Annotated in this window: 15 protein-coding genes; 1 reads left to right on the top strand and 14 read right to left on the bottom strand. The window is 67.1% G+C overall.

Annotation, left to right across the window (positions count from 1 at the left end; translation table 11 throughout):
* Positions 1 to 33: 33 nt before the first annotated feature.
* The 11 genes from IPK20_10270 to IPK20_10220 form a co-directional block, all read right to left on the bottom strand.
* Positions 34 to 918 carry an alpha/beta hydrolase gene (locus IPK20_10270; GenBank protein MBK8017038.1) on the bottom strand — a complete coding sequence of 295 codons (885 nt, stop codon included), beginning with the start codon at positions 916 to 918 and terminating at the stop codon, positions 34 to 36.
* Between the two features lie 4 nt (positions 919 to 922).
* On the bottom strand, positions 923 to 2665 hold the full coding sequence (locus tag IPK20_10265; GenBank protein ID MBK8017037.1) for a DUF4105 domain-containing protein: 1743 nt from the start codon (positions 2663 to 2665) through the stop codon (positions 923 to 925).
* A 200-nt stretch (positions 2666 to 2865) separates the two neighbouring features.
* Positions 2866 to 3375 (bottom strand): DUF3015 domain-containing protein, encoded by a 510-nt coding sequence (locus IPK20_10260; GenBank protein ID MBK8017036.1) that lies wholly within the window; start codon positions 3373 to 3375, stop codon positions 2866 to 2868.
* 44 nt (positions 3376 to 3419) lie between these two features.
* Positions 3420 to 3914: a DUF3015 family protein gene (locus tag IPK20_10255; protein ID MBK8017035.1), complete on the bottom strand. Its 495-nt coding sequence runs from the start codon at positions 3912 to 3914 to the stop codon at positions 3420 to 3422.
* A gap of 146 nt (positions 3915 to 4060) precedes the next feature.
* Positions 4061 to 4720, bottom strand: coding sequence for an RraA family protein (locus tag IPK20_10250; GenBank protein ID MBK8017034.1), 660 nt, complete (start codon positions 4718 to 4720; stop codon positions 4061 to 4063).
* A gap of 108 nt (positions 4721 to 4828) precedes the next feature.
* Positions 4829 to 5722 (bottom strand): EamA family transporter, encoded by an 894-nt coding sequence (locus tag IPK20_10245; protein ID MBK8017033.1) that lies wholly within the window; start codon positions 5720 to 5722, stop codon positions 4829 to 4831.
* Positions 5719 to 6765 carry an Ldh family oxidoreductase gene (locus IPK20_10240; GenBank protein ID MBK8017032.1) on the bottom strand — a complete coding sequence of 349 codons (1047 nt, stop codon included), beginning with the start codon at positions 6763 to 6765 and terminating at the stop codon, positions 5719 to 5721. Before IPK20_10240 ends, IPK20_10245 begins: the two co-directional genes overlap by 4 nt.
* A 13-nt stretch (positions 6766 to 6778) precedes the next feature.
* Positions 6779 to 7903, bottom strand: a complete 1125-nt coding sequence (locus IPK20_10235; protein MBK8017031.1) for a zinc-dependent alcohol dehydrogenase family protein — start codon at positions 7901 to 7903, stop codon at positions 6779 to 6781.
* 205 nt (positions 7904 to 8108) lie between these two features.
* Positions 8109 to 10232 (bottom strand): SDR family oxidoreductase, encoded by a 2124-nt coding sequence (locus IPK20_10230; protein MBK8017030.1) that lies wholly within the window; start codon positions 10230 to 10232, stop codon positions 8109 to 8111.
* A 96-nt stretch (positions 10233 to 10328) separates the two neighbouring features.
* Complete coding sequence (locus IPK20_10225) at positions 10329 to 10868, bottom strand: carbon monoxide dehydrogenase subunit G (GenBank protein MBK8017029.1); 540 nt, start codon at positions 10866 to 10868, stop codon at positions 10329 to 10331.
* Between the two features lie 122 nt (positions 10869 to 10990).
* Positions 10991 to 12073, bottom strand: coding sequence for a VWA domain-containing protein (locus IPK20_10220; GenBank protein ID MBK8017028.1), 1083 nt, complete (start codon positions 12071 to 12073; stop codon positions 10991 to 10993).
* A gap of 304 nt (positions 12074 to 12377) precedes the next feature.
* Between IPK20_10220 and IPK20_10215 the strand changes: the two genes are divergently transcribed.
* Entirely contained in the window at positions 12378 to 12536 is a 159-nt protein-coding gene (locus tag IPK20_10215; protein ID MBK8017027.1) for a hypothetical protein, read from the top strand.
* A 250-nt stretch (positions 12537 to 12786) separates the two neighbouring features.
* Here the strand turns inward: IPK20_10215 and IPK20_10210 are convergent, their stop codons facing one another.
* The 3 genes from IPK20_10210 to IPK20_10200 all read right to left on the bottom strand — a co-directional run bounded on the left by IPK20_10210 (position 12787) and on the right by IPK20_10200 (position 16354).
* A complete protein-coding gene (locus IPK20_10210; protein MBK8017026.1) occupies positions 12787 to 13968 on the bottom strand; it encodes an MFS transporter in 1182 nt (393 codons plus the stop codon).
* A 99-nt stretch (positions 13969 to 14067) separates the two neighbouring features.
* Positions 14068 to 14895, bottom strand: a complete 828-nt coding sequence (locus IPK20_10205; protein MBK8017025.1) for a DUF1223 domain-containing protein — start codon at positions 14893 to 14895, stop codon at positions 14068 to 14070.
* A gap of 91 nt (positions 14896 to 14986) precedes the next feature.
* Positions 14987 to 16354, bottom strand: coding sequence for a pyridoxal-phosphate dependent enzyme (locus IPK20_10200; protein MBK8017024.1), 1368 nt, complete (start codon positions 16352 to 16354; stop codon positions 14987 to 14989).
* Positions 16355 to 16382 lie beyond the last annotated feature (28 nt).

Genomic DNA, 16382 nt, shown 5'->3' with positions numbered 1-16382 from the left:
CGGGGTTTCGCCGAGGCCCTCACGTACCGGCCCCTATTTGTCGCGGATGCCCGTCGATGCGTCCCCGGCCTCCTCGGCGCCCCCGGCGTTTCCGTCTCCCAGCGACTGGCCGAGCCACTCCAGAAAACGGATCCGGGCCTCCGGCTGGGACAGCGCGGCGATGTGCCCCGCGTCGGGGAAGTTCCACAGTGTCTTCGGTGCCCGGGCTGCGTCGAACAGTCGCTTGCCGTGGTGCGGCGGCACGATCACGTCCTTGCCCCCTGCCAGGAACAACTTGGGTATCGCGTCGATCTCACCCACTGCGCCAAGGGGACTGAAGCTGTCGTCGATGGTGAACCCGGCAGGCCATTTGAGCCAGCGCGTCCACCAGAGGATGTCGAGCTTCTCCCGGGCGATATCCCTGAAACCCGAAGGCGCGCTGTCGACGACGATCGCACGCAACTTCCGGCGTTCCGGACCGTGGGCCGCGTAGTACACGGCCAGCGCGCCACCGAGGCTCTGGCCGAACAGCACGAGCCGGCCCGGATCCACGTCCGGGCGCGAAAGCAGGTGGCGCATCGCGGCGTCGATGTCCCGCTGCACTCCGTCCATCGTCGGCGTTCCGGCGGACCGGCCGTAGCCGCGGTAGTCGAGCAGAAGGACCTGATAGCCGTGCTCGGGAAGCCAGAAGACGGAACCGATGTGCGTGCTGATGTTCTCCGCATTGCCGTGGAGGAACAGCACGGTGCCTCTGGGATTCCGCGCAGGCAGGAACCACGCGTGAAGCGCCACCTTGTCCGTCGAAACGAGGTTCACGTCCTCGTACGCAAGCCCCAGGTCCGCAGGCGTCCGCACAAGCCTTTTCATGGGCTGGAAGAACAGCCCCGTACAACCTGCCAGAGCCATCGCGAGAAACCACGCCAGCAGTGCGCGCCGCATCGAATCAGAAGAAGAAGTGGGCAAAGGCACCCACGGTACTCCACCGCGTGCCGAACTCGCGCCGCACGTCGGCTTCCACTCTGAGGCTCCACTCGCGCGTGAGCGAATGGTCCAGGACGAGTGCCGCGCCGCTGCGCGACGGAGATGGCCCGTCCAGATACCGCAGGCCTTGTGCGACGGCATGCACCCGCCAGCGGTCATTCCAGTCGAACAGCACGCCCGTCCGATCCCCTGCTCCGACGCTCGCACGCTGCTCCAGATGCCCGGACGCGTACGCGCCCAGTTCGCCCAGGGCATACCAGCGCAGCCGGGGCGACACATCGAAGGCGATACCTGCGCCCCCGGAGATCTGGAACAGGAGCGGCCGCGAGTTCGCCGGTCCACGCGAGCGTTCGAACCCGAAGTTCAGACGCCAGGAAGGCGAACGGGATAGCGGAGTGCGGGCGCTGATGGAGGTGACGTCGACGATCGTCGCCTTCTCCAGAAAAGGCAGTCCTTCCGCGTTCTCGCGGCGGGCCACGAGATTGCCGAACTCGATCTGGGCGCCGCGGCTGTAGCCCGCGACCGGATCGCTCAAGTCGTGATATGCGCCACGGAAGCGGATCTCCTGGAACCCGTTGCCCGCCGTGGTGCCACCGCCGATTCCCAGCCGCGCCGAGCCGTGCCCCTCGTCGGGACGCGTGTCGGGCGGGGGCGGCTGGGGCGGCTCGGGACCATCGACCGTGGCCCGGGCCAGCATCAGTTCACGCAAACGTGATGCGGAGGCATCGCCGCGCCGCTCGCCCGACAGCCGCTCGAAGTCCAGCGTCTCGAAGGCGAGGTCCAGCACCCGCGCGCGCTCGGCTGCGGGGCGCCGGGCAAGCGCCGGATCGTCGGGCTGGAGCCGGTTGTCGGCAAGCGCCCGCGCTGTGGCCACGTCCGCTGGCGGCAGCGTGCGCCCGAAATGCAGAAGCTGCGTACTGCGCGAGGGACGGAAACGGATGTCCGCCACGAGGCCCGGCACCGAGACCACAGAGCGGATCGTATCCGCCGGGATGACCCAGGCCGGGTAGTGTTCGACCAGATCGAGCGACGGGCGCGCGACGTCCAGCAGCCACAGCAGCTGGTACGAGCAGTTCTCGTCGAGAAAGTAGTAGTCGAACCGCGTCGAGCCGAGTTCCCACGCGTGTTCGAGCAGCCGCTGGATTTCGTGGGGGGCAAGCGCGAGGCGGTACTCCCAGATGTCGCGGCTTTCGATGTCGCTGTACTCGGCGATCTTCAGGTAATAGGGAGTCAGCGAGAAGCGGCCGATATAGCCGCCGGCGAGCCCCTTGTAGGCGAACGACAGTCCACCATCGTTGCCCGTGTGAGCGGCGAAGTTGAGCGCGTAGTCGAGGATGCGCGTGCGGTCGCTCTGGGCCCGGCCGTCCAGGCGCAACAACGTGTGCCCGTACATCGAAGCGGGGCTGTTGATGTACGCGGCCGGAAACACCAGCGTCACCGATTGTGGATCGAGTTCGTTGCGCCAGCGCTCGAAGCGCGGACAGGGCTGCTCAGGCAGGCGCGATGGATCGAACTGGAGGCGGGCTTTCAGCCAGCGATACCGCGCGACGAACTGGCACTGCGGGTTCTGCTGCTTGTCCGTCTCGGGCCGGTCGGAAAAGAACGCGCGCAACGTGGCTTCGAGCTCGGCCCGGGGATCGGTCTTGCCGGTCGGGGCGTTGAAGAATTCGGGATCGTCGGCCTCGCTGCGAAGCCCACCGAACACCGTCTTCCGGTAGTGGCCCAGCCGCAGCCATTCGCGGGACTGTGCGAGCTCAAGTTCGCGGGCCTTGGCGACGAGCGTCTCGGCGTAGTCCTGCGCATGCGCGGGGACGTGCTGGGCCAGCAGAAGCGCGAGCAGCGCGGTCCTGACGAAAAAACACCCGGTGCTTGCGCACCGGGTGCGGATCGCTGCGAGTCGCGGGATCAGATTCGCGCGACGTAGCCTGCGAGCTTCTCGTTCGACGCGAGGACATCGCGCAGACCGGCCAGGATGTCCTGGGTGGACGCCTCGGCGCTCGGGAAGATGCGTGCCATGTTGTCGCGCGTGGACCGAACGAAGGCCGCCTTGTCCTGCTCGGACACGCCGATCAGCTGGACGACGGCCTCGAGCGTTTCGCCGGAACCCCGCGACATATCGCGGGCAAGCTTGGACTTGTTGTCCTCGATGAAGGACGAAAGCTTCCAATTGGACTTGACCGTGCCGTCCTGCGTGCAGCCGGAGGTGCCCGAAGTGATGGCGAAGGTCTGGTTGCCGGAAGTGCCGTTGGTGGTGACGGCAAGCACCTTCGCGGCGAGACCGCCCTGGCCTTCCCACACCTTGGATCCCCAGCCGCAGCTGCCGACATCGTCGTCGCCGCCGGCGGCCTGGCTGGCCACGGGAAGAGCGGCCATGGCGGCCGCGACTGCAACTGCGCTCAGCGAAAATCGCTTCATGTGCTGACTCCTGATTGAATACGTTCTGTTCGGACGGCGCGAGTTCACACGCGCGCGGCGTAGGCGGCGAGGGAGGCGTCGGCGGCCAGCACTGCACGCAGGCCGGTGCGGATCTCCTCCGTCGAGGCCCGGGCGCTCGGGAAGATGCGGGCCATGTTGTCGCGCGCGGTGCGCACGAAGGCCGCCTTGTCCTGCTCGGTGACGCCCAGGAGCTGAGCGAGCGAATCGAGGGATTCGCCCGAGCCGCGCGACAGGTCGCGCGCCAGACGGTCCTTGTTGCCGTCGATGAACTGTGCCGTCTTCCAGTTGCTGCTCACCTTGCCGTCCTGGGAGCAGCCCGAGGTGCCGGAGGACATGGCGAACGTGTTGATGCCGGCGAACTGGTTGGTGGTCACTGCGAGCACCTGAGGGGCAATGCCGCTCTGGCCTTCGAACAGCCGGGAACCGGGTCCGCAGGCACCCACGTTGTCGCCAGCAGCATGAGACATCAGCGGGGCGGCTACCAACGCCGCGGCGACCGCCGCACGTCCAAACGACATCTTCTTCATTCGAGCACTCTTGTTCTCATGGAGAGGAAAGACACATCGGCCCGGCCCGAGCCGGGAACGCGCCATCGCCTTAACGGCACCACCCTGGCGATCTGGACACCTATCTTATTCGATCGGAATGACAGCGGCGTGCCTGATCAGAATTTGCCGAACTTCCGGTAGGCCTCCTGCGGGTCCATCCCCGCCAGGATCGCCGTGCGGACCTTGTTCTCCTGCTGCAGGACTTCCTCGGTCTTCGTCACGACTTCCGCCGCGATGCTTCCGGGAATGACCACCACGCCATCGCGGTCCGCCAGCAGCCAGTCGCCCGCGGACACCGTCACGTCGCCAATCGTGACGGGCTCGCCGAACCGGTCGGGCACCCAGCGCCCGACGATATCCTTGGGCGTATTGAAGCTGCAATAGACCGGAAACCCCAGATTCAGGATGAACTCCGTGTCACGGCAGCCGCCGTCGACCACGTAGCCGCGCACGCCGCGGAAGTGCAGTGTCTCCGCGGACAGTTCGCCCATGAGCGCGATGGCATGCGTGTTCGGCTGGCACACGAGCACCTTGCCGGAGGGCGCCCGGGAAAGCAGCCCGGTCCATTCCAGGAGTGTCTCGTGCGGATCGCGTGTGTTGTCGACGTGCCCGCTCACCGTGTAGATCTCGCCGGCCAGCTTGCGGGACGGGTCGAGCGCCCGGATCTCGGGCGGCAGAACGCAGTTCGGATACCCCATGCCGCGAAGCACGTCATGGACTGCAGCGGCGTAACAGGCTTCGAGACGTTCCGAAAGATCGGCGGGATCGGGAATCATGGCGCTCCTGACGCTATCTGGGGTTGATCGAAGACCGATGCGGCGTTGCCGCGGAGCGCCGACGCAGTGGCGGGTCGAGTATAGGCCGTGCGCCGCCGGCCGCGGATCTCAGGAAGCCGTCGCGGGACGCGCCCTGCTTCGATGAAGGAGCCCGATCGCGGTATCGACCGTGAGCGCCGCGATGACCGCGATGCCTCCGATGAGCGCTGCGCGGCTGGGCTCCTCGCCGACGACGATCCAGGTGGAGGCCACGCCGAACACGGTTTCCAGTTCCGCCAGCAGACCCACTTCCGCTGCCCGCAGGTGGCGGGATGCGATGACCATCAGCAGGCAGCCGAGCCCCAGCTGAACGACGCCGAGCGTGACGAGATTCACGAAATCGGTCCCCGCCGCCTCGAGCGGCCAGGCGAACGGCAGCGTCATGAGGCAGGAGAAGAGGCCGGACAGGAACACGGTGGGCACCATGTCCACGCGCGCGTGCATCTTCCGGTTCAGCACCACGTTGAGACCGAACGCGACGGGGATCACCAGGGCCAGAAGAATGCCGGACATGCCCTCCGTGCCCGCACCGTCGGCGAACATCAGCACGATGCCGCTCACTGCCACCAGCATGGCGATCCAGGTGCGCGTGGGAACCTGCTCGTGCAGGAACACCCGACCCATCGCGGCCGCCATGAACGGCGAGATGCTGCAGACGATCAGCGTGTTCGCCACGGTCGTCCGCGACAGCGCGACGATGAAGCACACGTACATGAGCGACCACAGGAAACCCGACACCACGCCGGCGCGGCCGGTGGCCCGGATGCGCGCGCCGAGCTCTCCGCGGTACTGGATGCCCAGCACCACGAGCAGGAACACGGCCATGAAGAACGAACGCCAGAAGGTGATCTCCCACGCATCCTTGAGCGCGAGAGTCCGCACGAGAATGCCGGCGAGTGCCCAGCAGACCGTCGCCCCGACCATCAGCACGATGCCGAGGCGATGCGATGCCGCGTGGTTCACGGTTCGCCTTGCGGCAACGGCACACCCAGTTCGCGCGCCCAGGGTTCCAGCTGAGGCAGGATGCCCGGGTGCAGGTTCACGCCTTCGGCCAGCGCACGCTCGCGGCGTGCGAGGCCCGCTTCGCCGGGCAGACGGACGCGGGCGACGCCGGGCCGCGGCACGGACCGGTGACACGCGTCTGCCACCCACTGGGTCTGCCGGGTGAAGGCCTCGACGCCAGAGAACAGGGCCGGATCGAGAATCTGCAGGAACACCTCGCCGGTCCATCCTTCGATGGGATCCGCGCGGCCATGCCCGGGAAAGCCCTGGGTCATCGCCTCCACCAGCAGGCCCAGTGCATAGCCCTTGTGTCCGTACTCCACGCCGCCCATGGGCAACAGCGCGCCCTTCGGTTCGGCCGACATCACGGTCGGATCGTCTGTGGGATTGCCTTGGGCGTCGACGAGCCATGGACCCGGCAGCCGGCCACCCTCCTTGGCCAGGCGCCCGACCATGCCGTTCGTGGTGATCGACATGGAGACGTCGATCAGCACCGGCCCTTCCTGCGTCGGCCAGCCGGCCGCGATGGGGTTGGGCGTGATGGCGCCCGTGCGTCCGCCGTGGGGCGCCACCGATTGATTCTCCGGCGCGGAAGACATCAGCAGGATGACCATCCCCTGATCGGTCACGCGCTTGAGATAGGCGGCCAGACACGCGATGTGGTGGCCGCGCCGGATGGCGACGGAGCAGGTGCCGACTTCCTTCGCACGGGGTATCGCCAGCTCGATCGCCTTGGAGACGAGCCACGTGCCCGGCAGCCGGTCACCGTCCCACGTGACCGCGGCGGGGAAGTCGGCGACCACCTTCGGCTCTCCGTGGGTCCTGAGCGCACCCTTGCGGATATCCACGAGATAAGGGGCGAGAAGGTTGAGGCCGTGGGTATCGTGCCCCATGAGGTCGGCCTCGACCAGCACCTCGGAGATGACCGGCGACTTGTGCGGGTCCATCCCCGCAGCGTCGAGGAGACGCGAACCGAATTCGACGAGCGATGATGCGGAATACATGGAATGCGCCGCTTCAGATCATGACGATCTGTCGAACGGTGTGTCCGGAGGCCAGCCGGTCGAACCCTTCGTTGATCTGGTCGAGCGTGATGCGGTCGCTCAGCAGCTTGTTCACGGGCAGCATGCCCTTGCGGTACAGCTCGATGTAGCGCGGCATGTCGCGGGGCGGCACGCAGGATCCGACGTAGCTCCCCTTCACCGTGCGCTCTTCCGCCGTGAGGTTCACGTGCTGCAGCGGCCAGCGGGCGTCGGGGTGCGGCAGACCGGCCGTGACGGTGGTGCCGCCACGCCGCGTGGCACGATACGCGAGCTCCATCGCCTGCACGGATCCGGCCATCTCCAGACCGAAGTCCGCGCCGCCGCCGGTGATCTCCTTGATCTTCTGCACCGCGTCGGGATCCTTCGCGTTGACCACGTCCGTGGCCCCGAGCTTCTTGGCGAGTTCGAGCTTGTCGTCGTGGATGTCGATCGCGACGACCTGGCTCGCGCCCGCGACCTGCGCGCCGAACAGCGCGTTGAGCCCGACGCCGCCGAGACCGACCACGGCCACACGGGCACCGGGAAAGACCTGAGCCGTGTTCAGTGCCGCTCCCACACCCGTGAGCACCGCGCAACCGAACATGGCCGCCTCGTCCAAGGGCAGCTGCTTGTCGATCTTGACCAGCGATCCGCGGTTGACGACGCAGTACTCGGCGAACGCGGACACGCCCACGTGGTGATAGACCACCTGGCCGTTCTGCGACAGGCGGATGCCGCCGCCCAGCAGCGTTCCGGCGCCATTGGACTTCTGTCCGGGTTCGCAGCGTCCGGGGTGGCCTTCCTTGCATGCCACGCATTCGCCGCAGCTGGGCGCGAACACCATCACCACATGATCGCCCGGCTCGAGATCCGTGATTCCCGGTCCCACCTCGACCACGACGCCTGCCGCTTCATGCCCCAGCACCATGGGCATCTGGCGCGGCCGGTCGGCGTTGATGGTGGAAAGATCGGAGTGGCACAGGCTCGCCGCCTTCACCTGCACCAGCACTTCGCGCTGCTGCGGTGGAGCGAGGTCCACTTCCTCGATCGACATGGGGCGGGACTGCGCGTACGGCTGCGGCAGACCCATCTGACGGATGACGGCGGCTTTGATCTTCATCTGAGAGATTCCGGTGATGACGGAGAAGGCGGAGAGGTTCGGGGATCCGGACCCCGGTCCCGAGGCCCGTACCCCGGGCCGGGGGAGGGCTGAGCCGCCTGAGGCGGCCCGGTCCGTTCGAAGACCCGCGGCCGCTGGCCGAGGCAGCCCCCGGGGGTCCAGGGCCTAGGGTCCAGGGTCTAGGGACTAGGGACTAGGGCCAAGATCAGTACGTCGCCCTTCCGCCCGACAGGTCGAACACGCCGCCGGTCGTGAAGGAGCAATCTTCCGTGCACATCCAGGACACCATCGCGGCGATCTCCTCCACCAGCCCGAACCGGCCCATGGGGATCTTGGAGAGCATGAAGTCGATGTGGTACTGGGCCACCTGGTCGAAGATGGGAGTCTTCACGGCGGCGGGCGTCACGCAATTGACCGTGATGTTGTTCTTGGCGAGTTCCTTGCCGAGGGACTTGGTGAGACCGATCACGCCGGCCTTGGACGCGCTGTAGGCGGAGGCCGTGGGGTTGCCCTCCTTGCCGGCGATGGACGCGATGTTCACGATGCGGCCGTAGTTGTTCGCGGCCATGTGCTTGGCGGCCACCTTGCAGCAGTAGAAGACGCCGTGCATGTTGATGTCGAACACGCGGCGCCATTCTTCCACCGGATAGTCGATCACCGTCGCGTTCTGGCCGGCGACGCCGGCACTGTTGACCATCGCATCGACCTTGCCGAAGGCGGCCACGGTGGAGTTGAACGCGGCTTCGACGGCCTCGAACTTCGTCACGTCGACGTTCACGGTGTGGACCTTGACGCCGGACACGGTCTTCGCCGCCGCGGCCATGGAAGCATCGTTCATGTCCCAGATCGCGACGTTGGCGCCGGACGCGGCCAGGCGCTGGACGATGGCGAGTCCGATTCCCGAGGCTCCTCCGGTCACGATGGCGGACCTGCCCGCCATGTCGAGCTTGTTCATGCTTTTCCCCTCTGCGATTGGCCGGGCAGGACGCTGCCCGTTCGGAACCCGCGATTCTACGGGATCGCCCTGCCGTTGACCCCGTACAACCGAACCTACCTGAGCAGATTCAGGAAGAGCGTGATGTTGAGGATGTTGCCGAAATCGATCAGCACAGCCCCCACGAGCGGCACGATCAGGAACGCCCGCGGCGCCGGGCCCATCCGGTCCGCCAGCGCCTTCATGTTCGCGAGGGCGTTGGGGGTGGCGCCCAGCCCGAACCCGCAGTGGCCCGCCGCCATCACGGCCGCGTCGTAGTCGCGGCCCATCAGCCGGAACGTGATCCACGTGGCGAAGGCCGCCATCAGGGCCACCTGAACGCCGAGGATCGCCAGCATGGGCAGCGCGGCGTGCGCGAGTTCCCTCAGGTTGAGACTCATCATGACGGCCGTGAGAAAGAACGCGAAGAAGATGGACGCGAGCAGATCCACCGTCTCCGGAGCGTATCCACCGCCGCCCGCCGAACTCCAGCGCGTTGCGGACGAGCACACCGAGAATCATCCCGCCCACGTGCGGCGGAATCTTGAGCCCGGTGAGCTCCATGAAGTGGCTGGCGCACGCCCCCGCCTTGACGCAGACCAGCACCACCGCCAGATGCGCGAGGGCCACACGGCGTGCCGACCACAACGCGCGCAGATCGTTGACGATGCCGGATTCCGTGGCGCTGTCCATCTCCAGGTGCACGGCACGATCGGCCTGATTGCGCAGGCCGAACCGCCGTATCAGCCGCACGCCCACGGGCCCGCCGATGAGTCCGCCTGCCACGAGCCCGAGCGTCGCGGCCGCCGCGCCGAGCACGGGCGCGCCCTGCAGACCTTCACGCTCGAGCACGGGCGCGAACCCCAGGGCGGTGCCATGGCCGCCCGTCATGGTGACGCTGCCGCAGACCAGGCCCAGCAGGGGGTCGACATCGAGCAGATGCGCCATCCCCACGCCCACGGCGTTCTGCAGGACCGCGAGGCCGATTCCCAGACCGAGGAAGGCGAACACCTGCCCGCTTCCCTTGCGTACCACGTCCCACGTCGCATTGAGACCGATGCAGGTGAAGAAAGCCACCATGAGCGGCAGCGTGGCGCTCACGGCGGGCGATTCCCGCCAGCGCGGTTCCACGGTGACCAGCCAGGTCCACCACGGGGTGTCCACCTTGGACGCGAAATCAGCGCGGCCCACGCCGGACAAGGCGCCTGCGAGCAGCACGAACGACACGAGCAGGCCGCCCACCACAGGGGAAGGAATGTGGAACCTGCCGAGCCATCCCACGCGCCGGGTGAGGGTCTCGCCCAGCAGCAGGACGGGGATGGCAAGCAGCAGCGGAATCCAGCCGGACAGGGTCATCGATGCGATGGCAGGCGCGTGTTTGCGTGACGCCCACGGAAGAGATACGTCACGCAAGGCGCACCGCACCTGCGTGGCGCGGCCGCATGCGCAGTCCTACTTTTCCGGCTCCGGCGATTCGTCTTTCCGCCGGCCGAACAGGCTCCAGCGTTTCGCCGGCTTGTCCTCGGCGGCTCCCGCTTCGGGTTCCGCGGCCGGCATGAGCGCCTGGTTGAACCGCTCGAAGAAGGCGTCGGCGATCTTGCGCGCCACGCCGTCGATGAGACGGGACCCCACTTGCGCCAGCTTGCCGCCGACCGTGGCATTGGCCTTGTACGTGAGAACCGTGACGGTGTCGGATTCCATGGTCAGGATGACTTCGGCCTGCCCCTTGCCGAAACCGGCGACGCCGCCGGAGCCCTCGAAGGACAGGAAGTACGAATCGGGCGGATTCGGTTCGAGAATCTTCAACTTGCCGGTGAACCTGGCCTTCACGGGACCGACGGCCGCGACCATGGCAATGGTGAAGTCGTTGTCCGAAAGCTTGTCCACGGTTTCGCAGCCCGGAATGCACTGCTTCAGCACCTCCGGATCGTTGAGGGCTTCCCACACCGCCTGTTGCGGCAGCGCGATGACCTGCTCGCCCGTGATCTCCATCGAATGGAACTCCTTGAGAAACGTGTGATGGGTCTCCCGCTGCCGGGATGCGCGTCCGCGCCGGCCTTCGCCCGACGCGCTGCCCTCGCCTCTGTTCGACGGCGAGACGATCCGCGCGTCGATCAGATCCCGCCCGAGGCCGCCACGGCAGCTCGAATCGAATCGGGGGAGAGGGAAGGCGTTGCGGGCGGCCGTGCCCTCGAACCGAGGACCTCGCCCAGCTGCCTGAGACTCGTCACATTATGCGCCGGAAGGAATCGGTCGACGCACGGCAGCAGCGCGCGGATGCCCGCGGCCCTGGGCTCGAAGCCCGCGAAACGCAGCAGCGGATTGAGCCACAGGATGCGCCGGCACGACTTGCGCAGCCGCTGCGCCTGCAAGGCGAGCGACCCGTCCTCGTCACGGTCCAGCCCGTCGGTGATCAGCAGCAGGGCGGCGTTCTGGCCCAGCACGCGGCGTGACCAGCGGAGATTGAATTCGCCAAGACTGGAGGCGATCCTCGTGCCACCCGACCAGTCCTCCACGGCCCCGGTCACGCCTCGCAGCGCCTTGTCGACATCGCGGTGCCGCAGTTGGCGCGTGACGTTCGTGAGCCGCGTTCCGAACAGGAACACGTGCACGCGGTCGCGATCGTTGGTCACGGCGTGCAGGAAGTGCAGGAACATGCGCGTGTAGCTCTGCATCGATCCCGAGATGTCGCACAGCACGACCAGCGGACAGTGCCGGGTGCGGGTGCTGCTGCGCCGCAGGAGCATCAACTCGCGGGCGCCCCGCAACGTCGCGCGCAGCGTTGCCCGCGTGTCCACGTGGGGACCGCGCGGTGCCGGCTTGCGGTGACGCGTGTGCATCTCGGGAATCGGCAGACGCAGGTTCGCCATCGTCCGCTTCACTTCCTCCAGCTCGTCGGCGGACATGGCCGCGAAATCCTTTTTCTGCAGCCGTTCGCTGGCCGCGGGCGCCAGAGCGATGGTCTCGTGCTCGCGCATCGCGACCGGCAGTTCGTCGGATGCCGGCAATTCGGCCGCCAGCGCCTCCATGACCCGGCGCAGGATTCCGTCCTCGTGTTCCAGCGCATCGGGATCGCGGAGCAGATCGTCGGTGGCGCTGGCCGGGCTCGATGCGCGCGCGTTCGCCAGTAGAGATCGAACGCCTGGCCGAACACGTCGAAGTGTTCGCGGCGAGAAACGAACAACGCCGCGAGGCACCAGTAGACGTCCTCCCGCCGCTCGACTCCGCACAGCGCAACAGCGCGCAGCGCGGCGAGCACCTGGTCCGTGCCCACGGGAATGCCCGCGCGGCGAAGCACGTGCACGAATCGAACAATGCTTTCCAGCATGGGAACTCCGTCCTCCGGGGACGCCTCGAAACAGGGTAGGACGGTCGCGCAAAGGCTATTGCGACGCACCATCGATTCCTATTGTCTCGTATCGCAGCCCGGGCGTAGCATGGATTTCAAGGCGGGTGGTTACCGCCTTGGGGTCCTGCACCCACCCACGCTAGGAGGTGACCATGTGCTTCGAATTCGAGTGGCTGTACTGGGCCCAGATCGCCCAGGAAAAAGCGCAACGAGAGGAAAAGGCGCAACAGGCGGCAGAAGCTGCCCGGTACGTGCCGCAGCGGCAGGAAGCCGCCAAGACACCGCAGCACGACCTGCCCGCTCACGCCTGAGCGGTTTCGCCGGCGGTCTGCAGCGGAATGCTGCAGACGGTGCTGCAACGGTGTCCCTGCGGCCCATCTTGTAACAGGATCTTTCAACCGAACCCCGCGCCGAGCCGCGGGGTTCTGCTTTTCTGGGGGCGGTCGATCCGCATTGCCGACGGCAGGCTTGGTGCACCGCACTCACAGGGCTCTCGCCGCCGAACGCGGGCATCACGCCCGCGCAGGCGGGTTCCGGCGCCCGCGCTGCTCCGTTCCCTTTCTATCTTCTGACCGTACCCAGCCGGATGAGCCGGGTGCGAAACCGCAGGGCCAGCAACAGGAGCGCCACGCCGGTGACGACGAACGGTCCCCGATAGCCTGCGTGTTCACCCAGCCAACCGTAGACGGCCACACCGACTGCCTGACCCACGAACATGGACAGCGCAAAGAAGCTCACGGCGGAGCCGCGCGCTTCGGGCGCCATTTCGGTGGCGCGTACCTGAAGCGTGTTGTGCAACATGTAGAAGCCGAACCCCATGACCACGACGAACGGCGCGGCGAGCCATGCGCTCGGCGCCACCGCCGTGAAGAAGAAGCAAAGCAGCAGCGTGATGCCGCCGTACAGCACCAGCCCCGTTTCACCGAGCCGTCGCACGAGGCGGCCGACGACGAAGCTGTACGTGAGACCGCCCACGCCGAACCCCGCGACGACGAGACCGGCCAGCGTGTCGCTGAGGCCGAACTGCTGCTTGAGGTAGGTCCCCACGAAACCGAACGCGCCGAAGAAGAGAAAGCCTTCGATGCCGACCGTGCCCAGCACCGGTCGCGCCTTTTCCGAACGCAGCATGGCGCCGTAACGCTGCCACGGCGGCGTGTAGGTTCCGCTGCCCTTGTCACCGATGGCGTGCCGCTCACGCGCCAGCATCACGCCCACGACGAGGAACGCCACGGCCAGCACCACGAAGGTGGCGCGCCAGCCAAGCGTGTCGGAGAGCACGCCACCGATCAGCGGCCCGAAGCTCTGACCAAGCAGCGTGCCCGCGATGAAGCGCCCGAGCAGCGCCTGCCTGCCCGCGTAGCTGACCTTGTCGCCGATGAAGGCGAGCGACAGGGGAATCACCGCGCCCGCCGTCATGCCGGTGAGAAAGCGGAAGGTGATGAGCGTCGGCAGATGGGCGGACAGCGCGCAGCCCGCCGCTGCCAGTGCCGCCGCCATCATGCCCAGCGAGATGACCCGCAACTTGCCGAATCGATCGCCGAGCGGACCGTGGATGGCCTGGAAGACACCGTAGGCCGCGGTGAAGGCCGTGAGCACGTAGGCGGCATCGCGAACCCTGGCGCCGAACTCGGACGCCAGCGTGGGCAGCAGCGGATCGGCCACTCGCATGGACGCGCCGGAGACGAACCCGGCGAGGGCCAGCAGGAACAGGGTTCGGAACGAGGCGTCGTTGCGGTGGGTCATGGAATGTCCGACACACGCGCAGATCGCCGTCGGCAGGGGCGCGAGGTTACCGCGTTTCCGTCCCCGCGTGATGCCCGTCCCCGATGAGGCCCGTTGCGGTCACTCCCGGCAGACCGGAACGGACAACGCCTGCAGAGTGCGGCCGGTGCGGGTGTCCTCCGCAAGGACCGTCACGTTGGCGTGCTCGAGCCGGAACTCGGCGGGCCGAGGCAGGCGCACGTCGAAGTCGATGCGCCCCGTCGCATCGGCCGTGTAGGGACCGGCCCATGCCCGCACCACGTGATCGTGCCGCAGACGTCTTCCTCCGTTCTCGCCGGCCGTCACCTGCGATTCCAGAGCGCTCTGCGTGAGCGCGACCCTGACCGCGGCCCGTGCCCGGAGGTCCGGGTCCGCCACCTCGACGCTCCCCTCGACACGGATGGTGGCCGCTGACGGTGCGCCCGTCGCGATGCGGATATGGGCCTGAGGGCCGGAGGAATCCGTTCTCCAGACCGTTCCCGCGCCCGCTGGCAGACTCGACGGTCGGACGTCCCGCCCGTCGAGGACGAACTGGGGCGTGTAGATGACTGCGGATCGCTGCCGCGCGGCGATCTCCCGCTGGCGCGCGGAAAACTCGGCGCGGGAAAACCGGTCGGGCCAGCCCAACCGGTTCCAGTAGTCGACGTGGAAGGCCAGCGGAACTGCGCCGTGCGCCACCTGCGCCGTCCCGAACTCCCGCGACAGCCAGCGGTCGGCGGGCGGGCAGCTGCTGCATCCTTCCGACGTGTAGAGCTCCAGCACCGTCAGGCGGTCATGTCCGCTCTCGGCGTGGCAGACCGCCGGCGACCCGGCCGGCACGGCGGCGATGCCGGCGGAAGCGCCCAGGCAGGACGAGAAGACCGCGCAGCGGATCAGCCCGTGGAACACCGACGATGAAGACGCATGCATGCGGGACCTCCTTGCAATGCACGCTTGTACGGAATCGGGGGCCGGGCGGATGCAAGCCCGGGGGAATGCGCGCCCGACCGCCTCCCCGGCGTCAGAGCGCCTTCAGCACGTCGTAGCCCGTGAGGATGTACGTGCGGTCGGCCGGGAAATCCCGCACCAGCACGGCCGGATGCTCCGGGGTGATCATCGGCGCCAGCAGGGAAACGGGGGTTTCGATGTCCACGAATCTGAAGGGCTTCTGCATGAGCGTCTTCACCGGCTCCGTGCGGATCTTCGGATCCCTGACCACCGCTGCGTACACGGAAGCCTCGCTGAGCGAGCCGACCATGCGGCCGTTCTGCGCGATGGGAATCTGCGAGAAGTCGTTCTCGCTCATGCACCGGATGGCGTGATCGACCGTGGCATCCGTCTCCAGCGAAACCAGCCCGGCGGCGCGCTTGTTCTTCACCAGGTCGCGGGCGGTCGGACCCTCGACCGTCTCGTAGCCCATCATCCGCATCCACTGCGGATTGAACATCTTGCCCACGTAGCGCGTGCCGTGATCGTGAAAGATCACCACCACCGTCTCGCCCTTGCGGAAGTTGTCCTTGAGCTGCAGCAGACCCGCGATGGCGGATCCCGCGGAATTGCCCGCCCAGATGCCTTCCTGCTTGACGATCTCGCGCGTGAAGATCGCCGCATCGCGGTCGGTGACCTTCTCGAAGTGGTCGACGACGGAGAAGTCCACGTTCTGCGGCAGGAAGTCCTCGCCGATACCTTCGGTCACGTAGGGGTAGATCTCGTTCTTGTCGAAGACGCCCGTCTCCTTGTACTTCTTGAAGACCGAGCCGTACGTGTCGATACCCCAGATCTTCACGCCCGGCTTCTTCTCCTTGAGGTACCGGCCCGTACCGCAGATCGTCCCGCCCGTGCCGACGCCCACCACCAGGTGATCGATGCGGCCCTCGGTCTGTTCCCAGATCTCCGGGCCCGTGGATTCGTAGTGCGCCTGCGAGTTGCTGAGGTTGTCGTACTGGTTGGCCTTCCACGAGTTGGGGGTCTCGCGCACGAGGCGCGACGACACCGAGTAGTACGAACGCGGGTCCTCGGGGTCCACATCCGTGGGGCACACGATCACTTCCGCGCCGAAGGCACGCAGCGCATCGACCTTCTCGGGCGACTGCTTGTCGGTGGTGGTGAAGATGCACTTGTAGCCCTTCACGATGGCCGCGATGGCGAGCCCCATGCCGGTGTTGCCGCTGGTGCCTTCGATGATCGTGCCCCCAGGCTTGAGCAGGCCCTGCCGCTCCGCATCCTCGATCATCCGCAACGCCATGCGGTCCTTGATGCTGTTGCCCGGATTGAAGGTTTCCACCTTGGCGTACACCGTGGCGTCGATGGAAGCCGTGATGCGGTTGAGCCGCACGAGCGGCGTGTCGCCGATGGTGCCGAGAATGTTGTCGAAGACGTTGCGGGACATGTCGATCATCTCTATGGAAATGGGCTTG

It is taken from the genome of Betaproteobacteria bacterium, assembly GCA_016713305.1.
Classification (GTDB): domain Bacteria; phylum Pseudomonadota; class Gammaproteobacteria; order Burkholderiales.
The sequence above is the reverse complement of the archived record's forward strand: the minus strand, read 5'-3'. Positions and strand labels throughout refer to the sequence as shown.